General features: G+C 63.4%; 18 protein-coding genes. 10 read left to right on the top strand and 8 right to left on the bottom strand.

Annotated elements, in window-relative coordinates; all coding sequences use genetic code 11:
• Positions 1 to 36: 36 nt before the first annotated feature.
• Positions 37 to 1,071, bottom strand: coding sequence for a hypothetical protein (locus tag ASF66_RS14560; RefSeq protein ID WP_056844366.1), 1,035 nt, complete (start codon positions 1,069 to 1,071; stop codon positions 37 to 39).
• Here ASF66_RS14560 and ASF66_RS14555 point away from each other — a divergent pair.
• From ASF66_RS14555 to azu, 4 genes are all read left to right on the top strand, one after another.
• Positions 958 to 3,651, top strand: coding sequence for a transglutaminase family protein (locus ASF66_RS14555; RefSeq protein ID WP_442962776.1), 2,694 nt, complete (start codon positions 958 to 960; stop codon positions 3,649 to 3,651). The genes ASF66_RS14560 and ASF66_RS14555 overlap by 114 nt on opposite strands.
• A gap of 84 nt (positions 3,652 to 3,735) precedes the next feature.
• Complete coding sequence (locus ASF66_RS14550) at positions 3,736 to 6,222, top strand: circularly permuted type 2 ATP-grasp protein (protein WP_056844364.1); 2,487 nt, start codon at positions 3,736 to 3,738, stop codon at positions 6,220 to 6,222.
• Complete coding sequence (locus ASF66_RS14545; protein ID WP_056844363.1) at positions 6,222 to 7,112, top strand: transglutaminase family protein; 891 nt, start codon at positions 6,222 to 6,224, stop codon at positions 7,110 to 7,112. Before ASF66_RS14550 ends, ASF66_RS14545 begins: the two co-directional genes overlap by 1 nt.
• 105 nt (positions 7,113 to 7,217) lie before the next feature.
• Positions 7,218 to 7,667 (top strand): azurin, encoded by a 450-nt coding sequence (azu, locus tag ASF66_RS14540; RefSeq protein ID WP_049862019.1) that lies wholly within the window; start codon positions 7,218 to 7,220, stop codon positions 7,665 to 7,667.
• A 109-nt stretch (positions 7,668 to 7,776) separates the two neighbouring features.
• Here the strand turns inward: azu and pncB are convergent, their stop codons facing one another.
• Positions 7,777 to 8,997, bottom strand: coding sequence for a nicotinate phosphoribosyltransferase (gene pncB, locus ASF66_RS14535; protein ID WP_056844362.1), 1,221 nt, complete (start codon positions 8,995 to 8,997; stop codon positions 7,777 to 7,779).
• Between the two features lie 498 nt (positions 8,998 to 9,495).
• Here pncB and ASF66_RS14530 point away from each other — a divergent pair, with 498 nt between their 5' ends.
• The 6 genes from ASF66_RS14530 to ASF66_RS14505 all read left to right on the top strand — a co-directional run bounded on the left by ASF66_RS14530 (position 9,496) and on the right by ASF66_RS14505 (position 16,068).
• Positions 9,496 to 10,629 (top strand): branched-chain amino acid ABC transporter substrate-binding protein, encoded by a 1,134-nt coding sequence (locus tag ASF66_RS14530; RefSeq protein ID WP_049862017.1) that lies wholly within the window; start codon positions 9,496 to 9,498, stop codon positions 10,627 to 10,629.
• 144 nt (positions 10,630 to 10,773) lie between these two features.
• Positions 10,774 to 11,688 carry an ABC transporter permease subunit gene (locus tag ASF66_RS14525; protein ID WP_049862098.1) on the top strand — a complete coding sequence of 305 codons (915 nt, stop codon included), beginning with the start codon at positions 10,774 to 10,776 and terminating at the stop codon, positions 11,686 to 11,688.
• 2 nt (positions 11,689 to 11,690) lie between these two features.
• Positions 11,691 to 12,995: a high-affinity branched-chain amino acid ABC transporter permease LivM gene (gene livM / locus ASF66_RS14520; RefSeq protein ID WP_049862016.1), complete on the top strand. Its 1,305-nt coding sequence runs from the start codon at positions 11,691 to 11,693 to the stop codon at positions 12,993 to 12,995.
• Entirely contained in the window at positions 12,992 to 13,867 is an 876-nt protein-coding gene (locus ASF66_RS14515) for an ABC transporter ATP-binding protein (protein WP_056844361.1), read from the top strand. Before livM ends, ASF66_RS14515 begins: the two co-directional genes overlap by 4 nt.
• Positions 13,864 to 14,580, top strand: a complete 717-nt coding sequence (locus ASF66_RS14510) for an ABC transporter ATP-binding protein (protein WP_049862014.1) — start codon at positions 13,864 to 13,866, stop codon at positions 14,578 to 14,580. Before ASF66_RS14515 ends, ASF66_RS14510 begins: the two co-directional genes overlap by 4 nt.
• 720 nt (positions 14,581 to 15,300) lie before the next feature.
• Complete coding sequence (locus ASF66_RS14505) at positions 15,301 to 16,068, top strand: SDR family oxidoreductase (RefSeq protein ID WP_049862013.1); 768 nt, start codon at positions 15,301 to 15,303, stop codon at positions 16,066 to 16,068.
• A gap of 12 nt (positions 16,069 to 16,080) precedes the next feature.
• Here ASF66_RS14505 and ASF66_RS14500 read toward each other — a convergent pair whose 3' ends face one another.
• The 6 genes from ASF66_RS14500 to ASF66_RS14475 form a co-directional block, all read right to left on the bottom strand.
• On the bottom strand, positions 16,081 to 17,169 hold the full coding sequence (locus ASF66_RS14500; protein ID WP_056844597.1) for an AGE family epimerase/isomerase: 1,089 nt from the start codon (positions 17,167 to 17,169) through the stop codon (positions 16,081 to 16,083).
• A 95-nt stretch (positions 17,170 to 17,264) separates the two neighbouring features.
• Positions 17,265 to 17,837, bottom strand: coding sequence for a HupE/UreJ family protein (locus ASF66_RS14495; protein ID WP_056844360.1), 573 nt, complete (start codon positions 17,835 to 17,837; stop codon positions 17,265 to 17,267).
• A 56-nt stretch (positions 17,838 to 17,893) separates the two neighbouring features.
• Positions 17,894 to 18,508 (bottom strand): urease accessory protein UreG, encoded by a 615-nt coding sequence (gene ureG, locus ASF66_RS14490; RefSeq protein ID WP_049862010.1) that lies wholly within the window; start codon positions 18,506 to 18,508, stop codon positions 17,894 to 17,896.
• Positions 18,509 to 18,518: 10 nt separating this feature from the next.
• The gene (locus tag ASF66_RS14485) at positions 18,519 to 19,193 is read right to left on the bottom strand and encodes an urease accessory protein UreF (protein WP_056844359.1); all 675 of its coding nucleotides are present in this window, start codon (positions 19,191 to 19,193) and stop codon (positions 18,519 to 18,521) included.
• Positions 19,190 to 19,690, bottom strand: coding sequence for an urease accessory protein UreE (gene ureE, locus ASF66_RS14480; protein ID WP_049862008.1), 501 nt, complete (start codon positions 19,688 to 19,690; stop codon positions 19,190 to 19,192). Before ureE ends, ASF66_RS14485 begins: the two co-directional genes overlap by 4 nt.
• A 157-nt stretch (positions 19,691 to 19,847) precedes the next feature.
• Entirely contained in the window at positions 19,848 to 20,474 is a 627-nt protein-coding gene (locus ASF66_RS14475; protein WP_056844358.1) for a TetR family transcriptional regulator, read from the bottom strand.
• Positions 20,475 to 20,572: the final 98 nt, after the last annotated feature.

Here is a 20,572-nt window from a genome sequence, read left to right as displayed (position 1 = left end):
GCCCTGGATGCCGGGTGAGATCGCCGAAAGGCGTTCTCACGGCACCAGGAAGCCGGCTGGAATGTCCCCGTGTACGTAGAAAACCTCGAACTCGCGGTGCACGGCTATGTTGTCGATGGCCTTGAGCACCGTGGCGCGTGTCACCTTTCTGGCTTCTATCAGCCGCTGCGAGTCGGCCAGCAGAATATCGTTGATGGTGCGAAAGGCTGTCGGGTCCTGGGTGGTGTCTATTTCGAACACAGGAGCACCACGGCCCTTGGCGAATTTACTGGCGATGGCCCGCTGCGCGCTCAGCGACAGCACCTCTCCATTGCTCCCACCCTGGCGAGCGGTGTGCATGATGATCGCCGCAAGATAGTCATCGCCCTGCAGGTTGCCGCCGGGCGCGCGCTCCAGCCCGTTGACTGCGGCGCTTTCAATGGTGTTGCCGATGTGACCACGGTAGACCCGCTGCGGCACTTCGAAGTCCAGGGCCTGGATTTCAGCCACTGAGTGCAGTTGGCCGGGACCTCTGGCGTTGCTGTTGGCGCGCTGCTGCAACAGGCCTTCGAGAAACGACAGCTCGGTTGCTCCAGCATGAGGCTCGCGAGGTGCACGGTTGGCGATGGCCTGATTGGCAAGGTCGCCATTGGCCCGAAGGCGCGCGCCGTTGCGCAGGCGGGCAATTGCACTCGCCAGTTTTTGGCTGGTCTTGAATCCGCTGCTCGTCGCTGACGGTTTGATCGCCGTGGCCGGTGGTTTGGGTGTGAGGGTCGGTCGCAGGGAGGTGGGCCTCAATGGCGGGCGAGATGCCGCAGGCCGCGTCGTTACTCGCCCCACTTGACCGCCAGGCCCCGAGCCGAGGATGCCGAGCGCCACTTCCAGAACGATATCGGCAAAGCCTGGCGCAGGCGGTTCGCCCTCGTCGGCGGGGATATCGGCGTCGTTGACGGTGCTCAGCCCGGTTCGCCATTTGTAATGTTCTCGTTGGTAGGCCTGCCAGGTGTCGCGGGTATCGAACTGCGGTTCTTGCCGAGCAGCTTCAGGGGTCGGCAGTGGTTCGTGTTCGGTGGTGCGTTCGTCGATTGTCATACGGGTGTCTCTGAAGAGGTGGGCCCGCAAAGTAATGGCGCTGGAGCGCAGCGCCGCGATACATGTTTACCGCAAGACGGCACGCTCAATGTATGCGACGCTGATACAGCGCCCAGGCCCCGGCACTCTTTTGCAGCCAGCCTTCATCGCAGACTCGCTCCAAGGCCGCTGTGGCCGTATGGCATGAGTCTTGCGCTGCTCACGTTCCAGGCTCGCAGGAGGCACGCCGTGTCGATTCATGTCGCACTGAACCACGTCACCCATTACCGCTATGACCGTGAAATCGAGATCGGCCCTCAAGTGGTGCGTCTGCGCCCGGCGCCGCACAGCCGTACGCGCGTGCTTTCCTATGCACTGAAGGTCTTGCCAGCGCAGCATTTCATCAATTGGCAACAGGACCCGCAGGGCAACTACCTGGCCCGTCTGGTGTTTCCGGAAAAGGCTACGCAGTTGCGCATCGAGGTGGATCTGGTTGCCGAGATCGCGGTGTTCAATCCCTTCGATTTCTTTCTCGAACCGCACGCGCAGCGCATCCCCTTTGCCTACACCCATGAAGAGCAGCACGAGCTGGCCCCCTACCTGGAAACCCTGGCCCTGACGCCCCGGTTCGAAGCGTACCTGAACGGCATCGACCGCACGCCAATCCCCAGTATCGACTTCCTGGTCAGGCTCAATCAGCAGCTCAGTCAGGACATTCGCTACCTGCTGCGCATGGAGCCAGGCGTGCAGACGCCCGAGCACACCCTGATGACCGGCGCGGGGTCGTGCCGTGACTCTGCTTGGCTGCTGGTGCAGCTGATGCGCCGGTTGGGGATTGCGGCGCGCTTCGTGTCCGGCTACCTGATCCAGTTGGTGGCCGACGAGCAGGCGCTGGACGGCCCCTCCGGGACCGAGGTCGACTTCACCGACCTGCATGCCTGGTGCGAGGTGTACCTGCCTGGTGCTGGCTGGATTGGTCTGGACGCCACCTCCGGCCTGTTCGCAGGCGAGGGCCATATTCCTTTGGCGTGCAGCCCCGAGCCCTCGTCGGCGGCGCCCATCAGCGGGCGAGTGGAGCCGTGCGAGGTGACGTTTTCGCACCGGATGTCGGTGCAGCGCATCTGGCAGACGCCGCGTGTCACTTGGCCAGTCAGCGAGCTGCAATGGGCGGACATGCAGGCGTTGGGGCAGCGGCTCGATGCCGATCTGCAAGCGCTGGATGTGCGCCTGAGCATCGGTAGCGAGCCGACCTTCGTGGCCATCCAGGGCGCGGGTGACGGGCAGTTGGACGCGAAAAACGATCCGCCTCCAAGCCGGTTCGAAAGCGCTTCGACGCCAGGCGTGTTCAAGGTCGACCTGCCGTCGTCGACGAGTTGGGCGCAGTCGGTCGAGCAGATCGATCACTTGTATGAGCAGGCCCGGCAGAGCGGCCTGGAGACCCAGCGGTTCAGGGTCGACGGCCGGCAAGTGGGGACCGGTGCGGACAATGCGCTCCTGCTCGGTGGCGAGACTGCAGAGGATTCACCGTTCCTGCGTCGGCCCGACCTGCTGCGCAGCCTGATCGGCTACTGGCATGACCACCCGGCGCTGACCTATCTGTTCAGCGGCTCGGATTGGCCAATCCCGCGAGTGGACGAGACCCGTGGCGATGCACTGTACGAGCTGGAAATCGCCCTGGCGCAGTTGCCCGAACCCGGTACGCCCTGCCCGCCAGGGTTGATCGACCGCCTTTTGCGCCCTCTGCTGGTAGATGTCGCCGGCGACCCCCGCCGTGCACAGTTCTGCATCGTCAGATTGGAGGGTGAGGGCCCCAGCGAACGCCAAGGACTGCTGCGGCTGCAGGGGCTTGAAATGCCGCCCCATGCGCGCATGAACCTGGCTTTGCAATTACTGCTGCGCTGCCTGGTGGCCCGTTTCTGGCGCACGCCCTACGCACCGGTCCGGTTGACCCGCTGGGGTACGCACCTGCACGACCGCTTCATGCTGCCGTATTTCATCGAGCGCGATTTCGCCGAGGTGATCGACGATCTCAACGCGGCAGACTACGGGATAGACAGCGGGTGGTTCGCTGCGCAACAGGCATTTCGCTTTCCCACGATCGGTGACTACGCGGTGGCCGGCATCGAACTGGAATTGCGCCACGCGCTGGAGTCCGGCCCTGCGCGCGGCAGTGCCAGTGGCGCGCTGGAACGTCTGCAGGTGCGGGTCAATGGCTGGCTGTCGGATCGTTACCGACTGGCCGTCAATGGTCGTCCCTTGCCGCTGACCGCGACCGGGCGTGCAGGCGAGTTCGTTGCCGGAGTGCGCTACCGCGCATGGCAGCCCGTTCATGACGAGCATGCCACTGGCCAGCCCGATGTGCCCCTGACCTTCGACATCGTCGATACCTGGACGCAGCGCTCGCTGGGCGGGTGCCAATACCACGCGGCTCATCCTGGTGGCCGCAATTACCAAAGCCTTCCGGTGAATGCCAACGAAGCGCAGAGCAGGCGCCTGGCGCGTTTCTTCCGTATTGGCCATAGCCCTGGCCCACTGGTGCCGCCACCGCTCAAGGTCGACGATGACTGGCCGATGACCCTGGACATGCGCCGCCGCCCATAAGGTGAAGTGCGACCCCTGGGCGGTATCCGTGCACCGTTCAGGCTGCGATAATCGTTCCTTTAAACGCTGCTTCCGAGCTTCGCCATGTCCGACCTGCTTGACCGATACTCGCTGTCCGGCGGGTCCTATCATGAAATGCTCGAAGCCGATGGCGGCGTGCGGCCGCACTGGCGGCGCATGTTCGAGCAGCTGCAACGCAGCGCCCCGGGCCAGTTGTCGCAGCGCCAGGCCTCGTTGACGCGGCAGATTCAGGAAAACGGCGTCACTTACAACGTCTATGCCGACCCCAAGGGTGCTGATCGGCCGTGGGAGCTGGACCTGCTGCCGCACATCATTCCTGCCCACGAGTGGCGTCAGGTGGCCGCCGGCATCGCCCAGCGGGCACGCCTGCTCAATGCCGTGCTGGCCGACGTCTACGGTCCGCAGACGCTTATCGCCGAGGGCCTGTTGCCCGCCGAGCTGATCTTCGGGCACAACAACTACCTGTGGCCGTGCCAAGGCGTGCAGCCCCCGCTGGGTACGTTCCTGCACCTGTATGCCGCGGACCTGGCTCGCACGCCCGATGGACGCTGGTGGGTCACCGCCGACCGCACCCAGGCGCCTTCCGGCGCCGGCTATGCGCTGGAAAACCGCATGAGCCTGTCGCGCACCTTCCCCGAGCTGTATCGCGACCTCAAGGTCGAGCACATGGCCGGTTTCTTCCGGACCGTGCAGGACACCATGAGCCGCCTGGCACCCAGCGGCCACGAAGCACCCCTGGTGGTGCTGCTGACACCGGGGCGTTTCAACGAGAGCTACTTCGAGCATCTGTACCTGGCGCGGCAGCTGGGCTATCCGCTGGTCGAGGGCAGTGACCTGACCGTGCGCGAAGCCACGGTGTACCTGAAGACCTTGAGCGGCCTGCGCCGGGTGCACGCGATCATGCGGCGGCTGGACGACGATTTCTGCGATCCACTGGAATTGCGCACCGACTCGGCCCTGGGCGTGCCCGGTCTGCTGGACGCGGTGCGCCAGGGCAATGTGATGGTGGCCAATGCCTTGGGCAGCGGTGTGCTCGAATCGCCCGGATTGCTGGGCTTTCTGCCAAGGATCTGCGAGCGCCTGTTCGGTGAACGCTTGATCCTGCCTTCGATCGCCACCTGGTGGTGCGGCGAGCCACCAGTGCTGGCACAGGCCCTCGAGCGACTCGACGAGTTGGTGATCAAGCCAGCGTTTCCCTCGCAGAATTTTGGCCCGGTGTTCGGCCGGGATCTGAACGAGGCGCAGCGCCAGGCGTTGACCGAGCGCATTCAGGCGCGGCCCTATGCCTACGTGGCTCAGGAAATGGCCCAGCTGTCCCAGGCGCCGGTCTGGCATTGCCAGGGCAACGACCTGCAACCGCGGGCGATCGGCATGCGCGTGTTCGCTGTCGCCGCCGACGACGGCTACCGCGTCTTGCCGGGCGGCCTGACCCGCGTGGCGACGGACGCCGATGCCGACGTGGTGTCGATGCAGCATGGCGGTGCCAGCAAGGACACCTGGGTGCTGGGCGAGCACGCCCCGGTCGGCGAGCAGTGGCGCGCGCAGCGGACCATCGGTGCGCACGACCTGGTGCGCATGGATCCCTACCTGCCGTCGCGGGTGGTGGAAAACCTGTTCTGGTTCGGTCGTTACTGTGAGCGTTGCGACGGTAACGCGCGACTGCTGCGGATCATTCTTGGCCGCTACCTGGATGGCGACGATCCCCAGGCGTTGCAGGCTGCGGTCGACCTGGCCGAGAAGCTCAACCTGCTGCCCGAAGAGGGCGACCTGCGCGAGCGCCTGTTGATGGCGCTGCGCGGTGAAGACTGGGCGTTCAGCCTGCGCGCCAACCTGCAGCGTCTGCAGTGGGCGGCGTTTCAGGTGCGCGGCAAGCTGTCGCGAGAAAACTGGCAGGCGCTGGGCGAGCTGCAGCGCGAGTCTCTGGCCCTGGACGCCGAAGTGCCGGACCTGGGTGAACTGTTCGATTTTCTCAACCGGCTGGTGATGAACCTGGCCGCGTTGTCCGGCTTCGCCCTGGATGACATGACCCGTGACGAAGGCTGGCGTTTCCTGATGATCGGACGGCGCATCGAACGCCTGCAGTTCCTCAGCAACGGCCTGTCGGCGTTCATCGCCGGCGATGCGGTGGACGATCAGGCGGGCCTGGACTGGCTGCTCGAACTGGGCAACAGCAGCATTACCTATCGCTCGCGCTACCTGGCCGTGCCGCAGTTGATCCCGGTGCTCGATCTGCTCCTGCTCGACGCACAGAACCCCCATGCCGTGCTGTTCCAGCTCAAGCTGGTGGCGCGTGCCGTACGCCGCCTGAGCGTCGAATTCGACATGCCGGTGGATCGCGCCCTGGAGCCGCTCATCGAGCGCGTGACCCGCTTCGATCTGGGCACTCTGGAAAACGCACTGTTCGGTGAGGCCAGCGTGCGCGACGTGCTCGATGGCCTGCGCGGTTTGCTGGAGGACATCGCCAGCGTCAGCGTGCAGGTCTCGGACCGTCTGGCGTTGCGCCATTTCGTCCATGTCGATGATGTCAGCCAGCAAACGGTGTCGGTGTGATGAGCGCGCATTACCAGATCGTCCACGACACCCGTTACTGCTACGACAGTCCGGTTTCGCTGGCCAAGCAGCTGGCGCACCTGTGGCCCAGGCCCTGTGCCTGGCAGCGCTGTCACCAGCAGACGCTGGCGATCAGTCCCGAGCCGACCCGGCGCACCGACGAACTCGACGTGTTCGGCAACCCGCTGACGCGGTTGGCCTTCGAACGTCCCCATGACGAGCTCAAGGTTGGGGCCCGGCTGCATGTCGAGGTGCTGCCGCGCACGCCGCTGGAGTTTGCCCTCTCGCCGAGCTGGGAGCTCACCCGTGATGCCCTGTGCTACAGCGGCCGGGCCGTGGGGGCGGATGTACTGCAAGCCTGTCGCTACCGCTTCGAATCCCCTTACGTGCGCCTGAAGAAGAGCTTCGTGGCCTTCTCCGCGAGCTGCTTTCCGCCTGGCCGGCCGATGCTGGAGGGCGCGCAGGCGTTGATGCAGAAGATCTTCGGCGAGTTCACCTTCGATGCCACGGCCACCCAGGTGGCAACCCCGCTGGTCGAGGTCCTGGAAAACCGCCGTGGCGTGTGTCAGGACTTCGCGCACCTGATGCTGGCCTGCCTGCGCTCGCGCGGCCTGGCAGCGCGTTACGTCAGCGGCTACCTGCTGACCCAGCCGCCGCCAGGGCAACCGCGGATGATCGGTGCAGATGCCTCGCACGCCTGGGTGTCGGTGTTCTGTCCGGTGTTGGGTTGGGTCGACTTCGACCCGACCAACAATGTCCAGCCGGGTCTGGAACACATCACCCTGGCCTGGGGCCGTGATTTCAGCGATGTGTCGCCGCTGCGCGGGGTGATTCTGGGCGGCGGCGGGCACGATCCCGAAGTGCGTGTAACCGTCCTGCCGATGGCATGAGCCGAATGTTTACAGCGAATGTCTGACTGCTGGCAGATAGCTGCAGTGCGCGGTCAATCATGAAATGATGGCCGCCGTAGCCTTTCCCCCTGCCTGGAGACTCACATGTTCGCAAAAGCTGTAGCGGTATCGGTGCTCGCGTTGGCCAGTGGTCAGTTGCTGGCGGCCGAGTGTTCGACCACCGTCGATTCGACCGACCAGATGACCTTCGGCACCAAGGCCATCGAGATCAGCAAGAGCTGCAAGACCTTCACGGTCAACCTGACCCACTCCGGCAGCCTGCCCAAGGAAGTCATGGGGCATAACTGGGTGTTGAGCAAGGAAGAGGATGCACGCGGCATCGCCATGGACGGCATGAGTGCCGGTATTGACAACAGCTACCTGAAGAAAGGCGACGAGCGCGTGATCGCGTACACCAAGGTCATTGGTGCCGGGGAGAAGGACTCGGTGTCGTTCGATGTATCGAAGCTGTCGGCCGAACAGAAGTACCTGTTCTTCTGCTCGTTCCCAGGTCATTTGGCCATGATGAAAGGGGCGGTGACCCTGGTCGATTGAGGCAATGCCTGACGCCTGCGCAATCCCTGTAGCAGCGGCGCGGGCCGCGTCGACGGCATCTGAATCAGCGTGATCTACCGCGTCGTCCTTGACGCGGCTCGCGCCGCTGCTACAGGGGGGTGGTTCCTGGTGCGTCGGGCACCTTGAACACGTGGCGCAGGTAGGCGACGAAATTGGGGTCGCGGCATTGGGTCTTGGCGGCTTCGTCGGAAATCTTCGCCACTGGCTGGCCGTTGCAGTCGGTCATCTTCAGCACGATGTTCATCGGCTCCACGCCCGGGATGTCGCAGGTCAGATTGGTGCCAATGCCGAAGCTCACATTGATGCGCCCGCGCAGGGCGCGAAATATCTCCAGCGACTTGGGCAGGTTCAGCCCATCGGAAAACACCAGGGTCTTGGTCATCGGGTCGATGCCCAGCTTGCGGTAGTGGGCAATGGCTTTTTCCGCCCACACCACCGGGTCGCCCGAATCGTGACGCAGGCCATCGAAGAGCTTGGCGAAGTACAGGTCGAAATCCCCGAGAAACGCGTCCATGGTGATGCAGTCGGTGAGGGCGATGCCCAACAGACCGCGGTATTCACGGACCCAGCAATCGAGTGCGGCGATCTGACTGTCGATCAGCCGCGGCCCCAGCTGCTGATGGGCCATGATCCACTCATGGGCCATGGTCCCCAGCGGCTTGAGGTCTAGCTGGCGGGCCAGGTGCATGTTGCTGGTGCCGACGAAACGCCCCGGAAACTCGTGCTTGAGCACCGTGACCACTTCCTCCTGCACCTTGTAGGAGAAACGCCGACGGGTGCCGAAGTCGGCCACCTGCAACTCCGCCAATTCTTCGCTGCTGGCATTGGCCTGCAGCCATTCGAACTTGCGGTAGAGCTTTTCCCGCGGCTGGCTGAGCAGCACATCGGGATAGCGAATGCGGTTGCGCACCTCGCTCACCGTCGCCAGCAACGGCACTTCGAACAGGATCACATGCAGCCACGGCCCGCGCAGGCGGATGAACAGCTGATCGTTCTCGATGCCGATGCTCAGGTAGCGCAGATTGAAGCGGAACAGGCCCAGGAAGCGCAGAAAGTCCGGCTTCATGAAATTGATGCCTTCCAGAAAGCTCAACTGATCCGGGCCCAGGCTCAATTCGGACAGCTGTTCGAGCTGTTCGCGAATGTCATTCAGGTAGGGCCGCAGGTCTTCCCCGTTGCGACAACGAAACTCCCACTCGACATCGACGTTGGGATAGTTGTGGAGCACAGCCTGCATCATGCTCAACTTGTACAGATCGGTGTCGAGCAGGTTTTGCACGATGCGATCGGCGAATACGCTCTCGCTCATCAGGGTCTCCAGAACCGCGTGCCTCATTTGGAACAGCGGTGGCGCACAGTAAGAGCACATTCTGCCAGCTTTTTGGGACAGGGGTGGATGCGACCGTGCGATGTCCGGCGCGGCCTGCTGCCAGTGCCTGTCGAATGGCTCCTGGGGCAGGTACAACGTCGCCTGGTCCGGAGATGGCAGGAGCACCCTGTGGTGCGCGGTGTAGCAGTAATGCACCGACAGTGTGCACTTCGGTTACGTCGGCTGTTACAGCATGGTTGCCCACGCGCACAACGGCTGGTTGCAATGATGGCACGCTCGGGTTGTACCGCTGCTGTTTATGGGTATCACCGAGCCCGTGCCAGAGGGTTGCACGACCTGTAGAAAATGGTCCCGGCGCTGCGCGATCCCTGGAAAAGCAAAAACTGTTCAGTGCGGGTAAATGCGCTGGCACGGCGCTTGCTCGGAGCTTGGCGCTGAAGTTGTAGTGCCAACCAAAAAAATTCAGGAGCACCACTCATGTCGCAGACGTTCTACAGGAAAGGTTTTCTGGCTCTCGCAGTGGCAACTGCGCTGGGCGCTTCGTCGATTGTTCAAGCCGACGTCAAGATCGGTGTAGCAGGGCCAATGACCGGTGCCAACGCATCGTTCGGCGAGCAGTACATGAAGGGTGCACAAGCGGCAGCGGACGCCATCAACAAGGCCGGTGGCGTGAATGGGGAGAAGATCGTGCTGGTGGCCGGCGATGATGCCTGCGAGCCCAAGCAGGCGGTGGCGGTGGCCAACAAGCTGGAGCAGGATGGTGTGATCGGCGTTGTCGGTCACTTCTGCTCGTCTTCCACCATTCCGGCGTCGGAAATCTACGCCGATGGCGGTATCGTCATGATCACGCCCGGTTCGACCAACCCACAGGTGACCGAGCGCGGCCTGGACACAATCCTGCGCATGTGCGGTCGTGACGACCAGCAGGGCGTCGTCGCCGGCAACTACATCGTCGACGTGCTCAAGGGCAAGAAAGTCGCCGTCATCAACGACAAGGACACCTACGGTAAAGGCCTGGCTGACGCGACTGCCAAGCAGTTGACCGCACGGGGTGTCAAACCGGTGCTGGAAGAAGGCCTGACCCGCGGCGAGAAGGATTTCAGCGCCCTGGTCACCAAGATCCGCTCCACCGGCGCCGATGTGGTGTATTTCGGCGGCCTGCATCCCGAAGCCGGTCCTCTGGTTCGGCAGATGCGCGAGCAAGGCCTCAAGGACGTCAGGTTCATGTCCGATGACGGCATCGTCACCGACGAACTGGTCACCACCGCCGGCGGCGCGCAATACGTCGACGGTGTGTACATGACCTTCGGCGCCGATCCGCGCGCGCTGCCCGACAGCAAGGCCGTAGTCGACGAGTTCCGCAAGTCCGGCTACGAGCCTGAAGGCTACACCCTGTACGCCTACGCCTCGCTGCAGACGCTGGCCGCAGGCTTCAACGGCGCCAAGTCGAACAAGGGCGAGGACGCTGCCAAGTGGCTCAAGGCCAACCCGGTCAAGACCGTCATGGGCGAGAAGGCCTGGGACACCAAGGGCGACCTGAAAGTCTCCGACTACGTGGTCTACCAGTGGAACGCCGAAGGCAAGTACAAGCAGCTGGAGCAGCAGAAGTAGGACGTTTGCGCTGGCGCACGCCAGCCGGGGCCGCCCCTGCGGTGGCCCCTGTTTCCCTCCATACCGCCTGACGGGTGGCGGGCGCCTTCAGGGTTGCCCGCACCCCGCGCGGTGCGCGGTTCCAGACGTTCGTGAGAGTGCATGATGGACGGTATCTTCCTGCAACAAATGATCAACGGACTGACCCTCGGGTCGGTGTACGGCTTGATCGCCATTGGCTACACCATGGTCTACGGCATCATCGGCATGATCAACTTCGCCCATGGCGACGTGTACATGATCAGCGCCTACCTGGCGGCCATCGGCCTGGCCGTGCTGTCGTTCTTCGGCCTCGAATCCTTTCCGTTCCTGATTCTCGGTACGCTGGTGTTCACCATCGTGGTGACCGGTGTGTACGGTTTCGTGATCGAGCGCGTGGCCTACAAGCCGCTGCGCAACTCGACCCGCCTGGCGCCGCTGATCAGCGCCATCGGTATATCGCTGATCCTGCAGAACTACGCGCAGATCAGCCAGGGGGCTCGTCAACAAGGCGTACCGACGCTGCTCGAAGGCGCCTGGCGCTTCGAAGTGGGTACTGGTTTCGTACAGATCACCTACACCAAGATCTTCATCCTCATCGCCGCCTTCGTGGGCATGGGCGTGCTGACCTACATCATCAAGTTCACCAAGCTGGGGCGCATGTGCCGCGCGACCCAGCAGGACCGCAAGATGGCCTCCATCCTGGGCATCAACACCGACCGGGTGATCTCCTACGTGTTCATCATCGGCGCTGCCATGGCGGCCCTGGCCGGTGTGTTGATCACCATGAACTACGGCACGTTCGACTTCTATGCCGGCTTCATCATCGGCATCAAGGCGTTCACCGCAGCGGTACTGGGCGGTATCGGTTCGTTGCCCGGTGCGATGCTCGGTGGCCTGATCCTGGGGGTTGCCGAATCGCAGTTCTCCGGTTTGATCAACTCCGACTACAAGGATGTGTTCAGTTTCGGCCTGCTGGTGCTGATCCTGATCTTCCGTCCCCAAGGCCTGCTGGGTCGCCCACTCGTGGCGAAGGTATAAGTATGTCCGCACCTACTGCCAAACCTGTCGATATCAAGAAAAGCCTGGTCGACATGGTCATTGCCGGCTTGCTGGCGCTGATCGTGTTCGGCCCCATCGTCGGCATCGTGCTCGACGGCTACAGCTTCAACCTGCAACCGGCACGCGTGGCGTGGCTGGTGGCGGCGGTGATGGCCGGGCGCTTCCTGCTCAGTCTGTTCCTGCAGACGCCTCGCGGGCTGGCCATCTCCCAGAGCTTCGAGAGCTCGGGCTCCGGTGTGCACGTGCTGCCGCCGGACTACAAGTCGCGGCTGCGCTTCATCATTCCGGCGCTGATCGTGATTGCCATCGTGTTCCCGATCTTCGCCAACAAGTACATCCTCACCGTGGTCATTCTCGGGCTGATCTATGTACTGCTCGGCCTGGGCCTGAACATCGTGGTCGGCCTGGCCGGTCTGCTCGACCTGGGCTACGTGGCGTTCTACGCCATTGGCGCCTACGGCCTGGCGCTGGGCTACCAGTACCTGGGGCTGGGCTTCTGGTCGGCGCTGCCGCTGGCCGCAATCGCCGCGGCGCTGGCGGGGTGCATCCTGGGTTTCCCGGTGTTGCGCATGCACGGGGACTACCTGGCCATCGTGACCCTGGGCTTCGGCGAGATCATTCGCCTGGTGCTCAACAACTGGTTGTCGTTCACCGGCGGGCCGAACGGCGTTCCGGTGCCGTCGCCCACCTTCTTCGGTCTGGAGTTCGGCCGTCGCGCCCGTGACGGCGGGGTGCCGATCCATGAGTACTTCGGTTTCGAATACAACCCCGACCTGAAATTCGTGTTCATCTATGCGGTGCTGTTCCTGGTGGTACTGGCCGTTCTGTACATCAAGCATCGACTCACGCGCATGCCGGTAGGGCGTGCCTGGGAAGCGCTGCGCGAAGACGAGATCGCCTGCCGCTCGATGGGCCTGAACCACGTGCTGGTCAAGCTTTCGGCGTTCACCATCGGTGCCTCCACCGCAGGTCTGGCCGGGGTGTTCTTCGCCAGTTATCAGGGCTTCGTCAACCCCACCTCGTTCACCTTCTTCGAGTCGGCGTTGATCCTGGCCATCGTGGTGCTCGGTGGCATGGGCTCGACCGTTGGCGTGGTGATTGCCGCCTTCGTGCTGACCGTGGCGCCGGAGCTGCTGCGCAGTTTCTCCGAGTACCGGGTATTGCTGTTTGGCGTATTGATGGTGCTGATGATGATCTGGCGGCCACGGGGTTTGATCCGTATCAGCCGTACCGGCATCAAGCCGGTGAAAGGTGCATTGATCGATGCCAAGGGGACTACGCCATGAGTAACGAAGTCATTCTGTCGGTCGAGAAGCTGATGATGCATTTCGGCGGCATCAAGGCCTTGAGCGATGTCAGCCTGCAGGTCAGGCGCAATTCGATCTTCGCCCTGATCGGCCCCAACGGTGCCGGCAAGACCACGGTGTTCAACTGCCTGACCGGGTTCTACAAAGCCACTGGCGGACGTATCGAACTCAATGCCCGCGGCCAGAAGACCAACGTCATCAAGCTGCTGGGCGAGCCGTTCCAGGCCGCGGACTTCGTCTCGCCGCGCAGCTTCGCCAGCCGCGTCTGGTACAAGATGTTCGGCGGTACCCACCTGGTGAACCGCGCAGGCCTGGCCCGTACCTTCCAGAACATTCGCCTGTTCAAGGAAATGTCGGTGATGGAAAACCTGCTGGTGGCCCAGCACATGTGGGTCAACCGCAACATGCTGGCGGGCATCCTGAATACCAAGGGCTACCGCAAGGCCGAAGAGGACGCCATCAAGACCGCGTTCTACTGGCTGGAAGTGGTGGACCTGGTGAACTGCGCCAACCGCCTGGCCGGCGAGCTTTCCTATGGCCAGCAACGACGCCTGGAGATTGCCCGGGCGATGTGCACCCGGCCCCAGGTGATCTGCCTGGACGAACCGGCGGCGGGCCTCAACCCCCAGGAAACCGAAGCACTGAGCGGCATGATCCGCCTGCTGCGTGACGAACACGATATGACGGTGGTGCTGATCGAGCACGACATGGGCATGGTAATGAGCATTTCCGACGACATCGTGGTGCTGGACCACGGCAACGTGATCGCCAAGGGCAAACCGGAAGAGATCCGCAGCGACCCCAAGGTCATCGCGGCCTATCTGGGCGCCGAAGAGGAGGAGCTGGTATGAGTACGCCCATCCTCGAATTGAAGGAGATCGACGTTCACTACGGTCCGATCCAGGCGCTGAAGAAGGTCTCGCTGCACATCGACGAGGGCGAGACGGTGAGCCTGATCGGTTCCAACGGTGCGGGCAAGTCGACGCTGTTGATGTCGATTTTCGGTCAGCCGCGCGCCAGTGCGGGGCAGATCATCTACCGTGGCACCGACATCACCCAGAAGTCGTCCCACTACATTGCCTCCAACGGCATCGCCCAGTCGCCGGAAGGCCGCCGGGTCTTTCCCGACATGTCGGTGGAAGAGAACCTGATGATGGGTACCATCCCCATCGGCGACAAGCACTCGAGCGAAGACATGCAGCGCATGTTCGAGCTGTTTCCCAGGCTCAAGGAGCGGCGCAACCAGCGCGCCATGACCATGTCCGGTGGTGAGCAGCAGATGCTTGCCATCGCCCGGGCATTGATGAGTCGGCCCAAGCTGTTGTTGCTCGACGAGCCGTCGTTGGGTTTGGCCCCGATCGTGGTCAAGCAGATCTTCTCGACCCTGCGCGAACTGGCGCAGAGCGGGATGACCATCTTCCTGGTCGAGCAGAATGCCAACCACGCACTCAGGCTTTCGGACCGTGCCTATGTAATGGTCAATGGCGAGATCCGTCTGACCGGAACGGGCCGTGAGCTGCTTAGCAACGATGAGGTGCGCAACGCCTACCTGGGCGGCCACTGATACCGAGCTCCAGCGCCGCAGAACGCCCCGTCCGGGGCGTTTTTCGTGAGTTTGCGCAATTGTGGAAAACAAATCCGGCGCAGCGCGCGCCTGCGACATAAAACCACTGTTGGTCATCAGAATGCCACAATCCGCGCTTGTCCCCAATTGCTGTGGAACCGGTTGTGGACAACTTGGTGGTATCACGCTGCAGCCCACGGAAATCGAGGCTTGCAGGCTTCTGATCAAAAAACGCACAGGGGTTTCATAGGGATCGATAGGCGGCTTTGTCAACTGTTGTATCCACCGTGCCAACCAGAGTGACAGCAGCACAACATCCTGTGGATAACTCTGTGAACAAGCCTTGGAAATACCTCGAAAAGGGGCGTATTCACTGGCGTTGCGCCTTCGGTCGTATTTCCCCTGCCTACCTTGGGCGAAGCAGGCATGCGCAATAGCCCTTGCTGGTCAAGCCAAAAAGTTCTAACGGCGCCTGTTCGGCCTTCGGAGTAAGGCAGTCCCGACAACGATAATTGCCCCGAGTCTCTGTGGAACCGCTTGTGGATAACATGCTGGTAACTGTCCGCGAGCCTTTAACCCTGCGGGTTTGGCGCAGATGGTCGATTATTGATCAGTTGCATACGGCCTGTTGGCCGGGCATTCTGCAAAGCCCCATTCTCGGTGGCCCCGGCTTGAGCCTGACGCGCCCATGCGCCGCAGCCACACCCTCAGGAGAACCGCATGACTTCCACGGTATTCATCACTGGCGCCACGTCCGGATTCGGCGAAGCCTGCGCGCGGCGTTTCGCCGAGGCCGGCTGGTCGTTGATTCTGACCGGCCGCCGCGAAGAGCGTCTGACCGCGTTGAGCGAAGAGCTGTCGGCGAAGACGCGCGTGCTCCCGCTGGTGCTCGACGTCCGTGACCGCAAGGCCATGGAGGCGGCGATTGCCGGGTTGCCCGAGGAGTTCGCCAGCATCAGTGGGCTGGTCAACAACGCAGGTCTGGCATTGGGCGCAGACCCTGCGCCCAAGTGCGACCTAGACGATTGGGACACCATGGTCGATACCAACATCAAAGGCCTGATCTACGCCACGCGGCTGCTGCTGCCGCGCCTGATCGCCCACGGCAAGGGTGCAACGATCGTCAACCTGGGCTCTGTGGCCGGCAATTACCCCTATCCCGGCAGCCACGTGTACGGGGGCACCAAAGCTTTTGTCGGGCAGTTCTCGTTGAACCTGCGCTGTGACCTGCAAGGTACCGGCGTGCGTGTTACCAACCTGGAACCGGGCATGTGCGAAAGCGAATTCTCGCTGGTGCGCTTCGGCGGTGACCAGGCGCGCTACGATGCCACCTATGCAGGCGCCAACCCGATCCAGCCGCAGGACATCGCCGAAACCATCTACTGGATTCTGACCCAGCCGCCCCACATCAACATCAACAGCCTGGAAGTCATGCCGGTCACGCAATCGTGGGCCGGCTTTGCAGTCGAGCGTCCCGGCAAGGCCTGATCGGGCCGGGGATCAGACGAACGCCTGCAGCCCCTGGTAGCAGGTCAGCAGGTGGTAGGGGGTGGTCGATGGCATGTCGGTACGGCTGACCATCCCCTCGCCATCGCGGCACTCGTGCCAGCCGGCGCCGTGCAGGAAGCGCTCGCGCAAGACCTGCAACTGCGCGCCGACATCGGCATCGGGCTGCAGCGTCAGGGCCCGCAGGTACTCGGCCTGCGCCCAGATGCGTTGAGTGGCGTCGAGGACCTCGCCGTCGAGCTTGAGCATCGCCATCACCACCCCATCCTGCACGCCGGTGCGTTGTGCATAAGCGAAGGCGCGCTGCAGGGAGCGGTGCAGGGCGCTGCCGCGCAGCAGCGGTGAGGTCTGCACGAGAAACAGCCACTCGAACTGGTGGCCCGGTTCGAACCAGTTATCCACAGCACCGCGCGGCTTCTCCAGCATGATGCCGTGTTCGGGTTCCACGAAACGCGCCTGCATGGCTTCGCACAGGGCCAGCAGCGCCGCCTGGGTAGGCTTATCGTCACGCACGGCCAGGGTGGCCAGGAAGGCTTCTGCCAGGTGCATCAAGGGGTTCTGCAAAGGGCCTGCGCCCTGATCGTTCCAGTCTTCGCCGAGCAGGGCTTCATAGAGGCCGTCACCTGTGGAAAACCGGGTGGCGATCACTTCCAGGGCGGCGTTGAGCACCGACTCCACCAGCGGCTCGCGCACCTTTTCCCAGTAGTGGGCACAGGCGAAGACGATGAAGGCGTGGGTGTACAGGTCCTTGCGCCGATCCAGCGGTGCACCTTGCGCGTCGATGCTGTAGAACCAGCCGCCGTGCTCGGCATCGTGGAAATGCCGTTGCAGTGAGCGGAACAGGGTGGCGGCGTGTTCGCGGGCACCGGGCTGGTCGATCAGACTGGAAAACACATACAGCTGACGAGCGCACGCCATGGCGCGATAGCGCTGCGCCGGCAACGGCTGGCCAGTGGCGTTCACCGCTTCGAACGGCAGGCCCAGTTGGGTGTTGAAGCCGGCGCCTTGCCACAATGGCAGGACGGTTTCGCGAAAGTGCGCTTGAGTGGCCGCCAGGGCGGCGTGCAGCGATGGGTCAGGCATTGGCAGGATCATCGGAGGCGTTTTGCGCGACATGGTAGCAGGTGTCGGTCACGGCTCCTAAAGCAAGGCCCCCCAGACAGGGGGGCGTGCCGCAATCAGCCGGCCAGCAACCATGCGCCGGTCAATGCCGACAGCGCACCGGCCACGCGCACCAGCGGCGCCGCGGCCTTGGGCAGGAACCGCACTACGGCATAGCCGGCCGCATGCAGTGCAGCGGTGGCGGCGACGAAGCCGGCCGCATAGGCGACGGGACTGGACATGTCCGGCAGCTCCAGGCCATGGGCCACGCCGTGAAACAGGGCGAACAGCGCCGTGGCGACCACGGCCAGGACCAGCGGTGGCCGCACCGCCAGCGCCACGGCCAGACCCAGCGCCAGCACCGATGCGGCAATGCCGCTTTCCAGCGCGGGCAGTTGCAGGCCCCCAAAGCCCAGCAGACCACCGATGAGCATGGTGCTGACGAAGGTGCACGGCAACGCCCAGCGCGCTGCACCTTGTTGCTGCGCCGCCCAAAGGCCTACGGCGAGCATGGCCAGCAAATGATCGAGGCCGCCCAGGGGGTGGCCGATGCCGGCCAGCAGGCCGTTGTCGCCATGGCCCGGATGGGCGAAGGCGACAGCTGGAGTCAGCAGCAGGGCTGCACAGGTGAAGAGCGTCTTGAATGTCATGTGGATGTTTTCCTTATCGTCGTGTTCACTGCAATTAAAGCAAGGATGGCAACGGCTCAGGCGGCGTCGAGCAAGCCCTGGCGCTCAATGAAGGCAATGATCTGCTCCAGGCCCTGGCCGGTCTTCTGATTGCTGAAGACGAACGGCTTTTCGCCGCGCATGCGCCGGGTGTCGCCGTCCATCATCTCCAGTGATGCGCCCACCAGCGGTGCCAGGTCGATCTTGTTGATCACCAGCAGGTCGGACTTGCAGATGCCGGGGCCGCCCTTGCGCGGCAGCTTGTCGCCGGCGGACACATCGATCACGTAGATCGTCAGGTCCGAAAGCTCCGGGCTGAACGTGGCGGACAGGTTGTCGCCACCCGATTCCACGAGGATCAGGTCCAGGCCCGGAAAACGCCGATTGAGCTGATCCACCGCTTCCAGGTTGATGGAAGCGTCTTCGCGAATGGCGGTGTGCGGGCAGCCACCGGTTTCCACGCCGATGATGCGCTCGGGGGCGAGCGCCTGATTGCGTACCAGAAAATCGGCATCTTCACGGGTATAGATGTCGTTGGTGACCACCGCCAGGTTGTAGCGCTCGCGCAGGGCCAGGCACAGGGCCAGGGTCAGCGCAGTCTTGCCGGAGCCTACCGGGCCTCCGATACCGACACGCAGGGGTTGGGTATTCATGATTATTCTCCTAGGAACGGAACAGGCGGCTGTACTGGCGTTCGTGGGCCATGCTCGCCAGGGACAGGCCGAAGGCGGCACTGCCGTAGTGTTGAGGATCCAGTTCGGTGGCATTGCGCTGGGCCAGCTGCAGGGTCGGTAGCAGTTGAGTGGTGAGGCGCTGGGCGGCCTGCTGGCCCAGGGGCAAGGTCTTCATGAGCACCGCCAGCTGGTTCTCCAGCCAGCTCCACAGCCAGGCGGCCAGCGCGTCTTGCGCCGGGATGTTCCAGGCCCGTGCGGCCAGCGCCCAGCCCAGGGCCAGGTGAGGTTCTTCGATCTGAGCCAGGTAGCGGCGCGCTGGGATATCCAGTTCGGCAAGCCCGAGCAGGAGTTGCTTGAGCGAATAGCCCATCTGCCGACTCTCCAGTTGCAGCTCGCGGGTCTCCCGGCTCGCGCGGTGTTCGGCGCTCAGTTCCAGCAGCTGCCCCCAGTCGTCTTGCGCTGCGGCCATGCAATGAGCGAGCAGCAGGGGCGCTTCGAAGCGCGCCAGGTTGAGCAGCAGTTGGTCGGCGATCCAGTGGTGGGCGCTCTGTGCATCGTTGACCGTGCCGTTTTCCACGGCCATTTCCAGGCCCTGCGAATAGCTGTAGCCACCGATCGGCAACTGTGGGCTGGCCAGGCGCAGCAGGGCCCAGGCGTTGTTCACGTGCGCACGCCGAACTGATGCAGTTTGGGCGCGTAGTTGAAGCCTTCTTCGCCGTGGCGCGAATGGTGGTGACCACCGCCGTAGGCACCGTGCTCGGGTTGAAAAGGGGCGAGCAGGGTCTGGGTCTGTGCGCCGAGCTGTTCAAGCATGGCCTTGAGCACGTAGTCGTCAAGCAGACGCAGCCAGCCGTCACCGACTTGCAGGGCGACGTGGCGATTGCCCAGGTGGTAGGCGGCGCGGGTCAGTTCGAAGGCGCTTGCGCAGGTGACGTGCAGCAGTTCCTCGGGACGGGCGCACACCCGCACCACTCGACCGTCTTCGGCCTGCAGGCATTCGCCGTCATGCAAGGGAGGCTGGCCGCGTTCGAGAAACAGCCCGACATCTTCACCCTCGGCACTGAAACAGCGCAGGCGACTTTTGCTGCGGGCCTCGAAGTTCAGGTGCAGCTCGGCAGCCCATTGGTCCGCAGGCGCGATTCGGCGGTGAATAACCAGCATTGGTGGCGTCCTTTTGAAGGCAGTAGCCAATGCTGAGCAAGTGTCTTGCCAACCCGTGGATCAACGCCAGCGCTTGGCTGTTGCCAGAAAAAGGGGCGGTTTCGCGCACCACTTCAGTGCCTTGAAAATATGCCAGCACCAGTATAGGGCGCGAAGGTTACTGGGTGAGCCCTTTCCAGTACTTGGCGCCGATGAAGATGAAGCGCAGTTGCTGGCTGATCTTCGCTTCGGGCGTCAGGTGAGCCGGCAGGTCGGGTGCCGGTGGATCGATCAGTTCCGGCAACGTGGCGAACACGGCCTTGACCACCAGGTCGGCCATGACCTGCAGCGAGGCGCTGTCCAGGTGCTGCCATTTGGGCATGGAGCCCAAGTCGGTCGCCAGGTCCGCGCTGATGCCTGCGCGCAGGGTGGCGATGGCCTGGCGCACGGGCAGGGAACCGCCGTATTGCTCGCGGGCGAGGAACAGGAACTGCGGGCGGTTGGCGGCTACGCCATCGAGAAAGATGCGCACCGAGGCTGCGGTGAGCCCGCCGACCACGATTTCATGGTGACGAACCAGGCGCAGAGTGGCGCGGAACGTGGCGTCGACGTCGTTGACCAGGGCCAGACCGAGCTGGTCCATGTCGTCGAAATGGCGATAGAAGCCGGTCGGTACGATACCGGCAGCCTTGGCGACTTCGCGCAGGCTGATACTGCCGAAGCCTCGGCCGGCCGCCATCAATTGGCGTGTGGCTTCGAGGAGGGCAAGGCGGGTCTGCTGTTTCTGTTCGGCGCGCGGCAACATCGACGGTGCTTCTATGCAAGGGCAGCGAAGGACTCTAGCAAATTGACAGGCTGGGCGTCGAACCAGGAAGGCGGGGCGAGGGGTTGCATCAACGACAG

Source organism: Pseudomonas sp. Leaf129 (genome assembly GCF_001423465.1).
Taxonomy (GTDB): Bacteria; Pseudomonadota; Gammaproteobacteria; order Pseudomonadales; family Pseudomonadaceae; genus Aquipseudomonas; species Aquipseudomonas coleopterorum.
The sequence above is the reverse complement of the archived record's forward strand: the minus strand, read 5'-3'. Positions and strand labels throughout refer to the sequence as shown.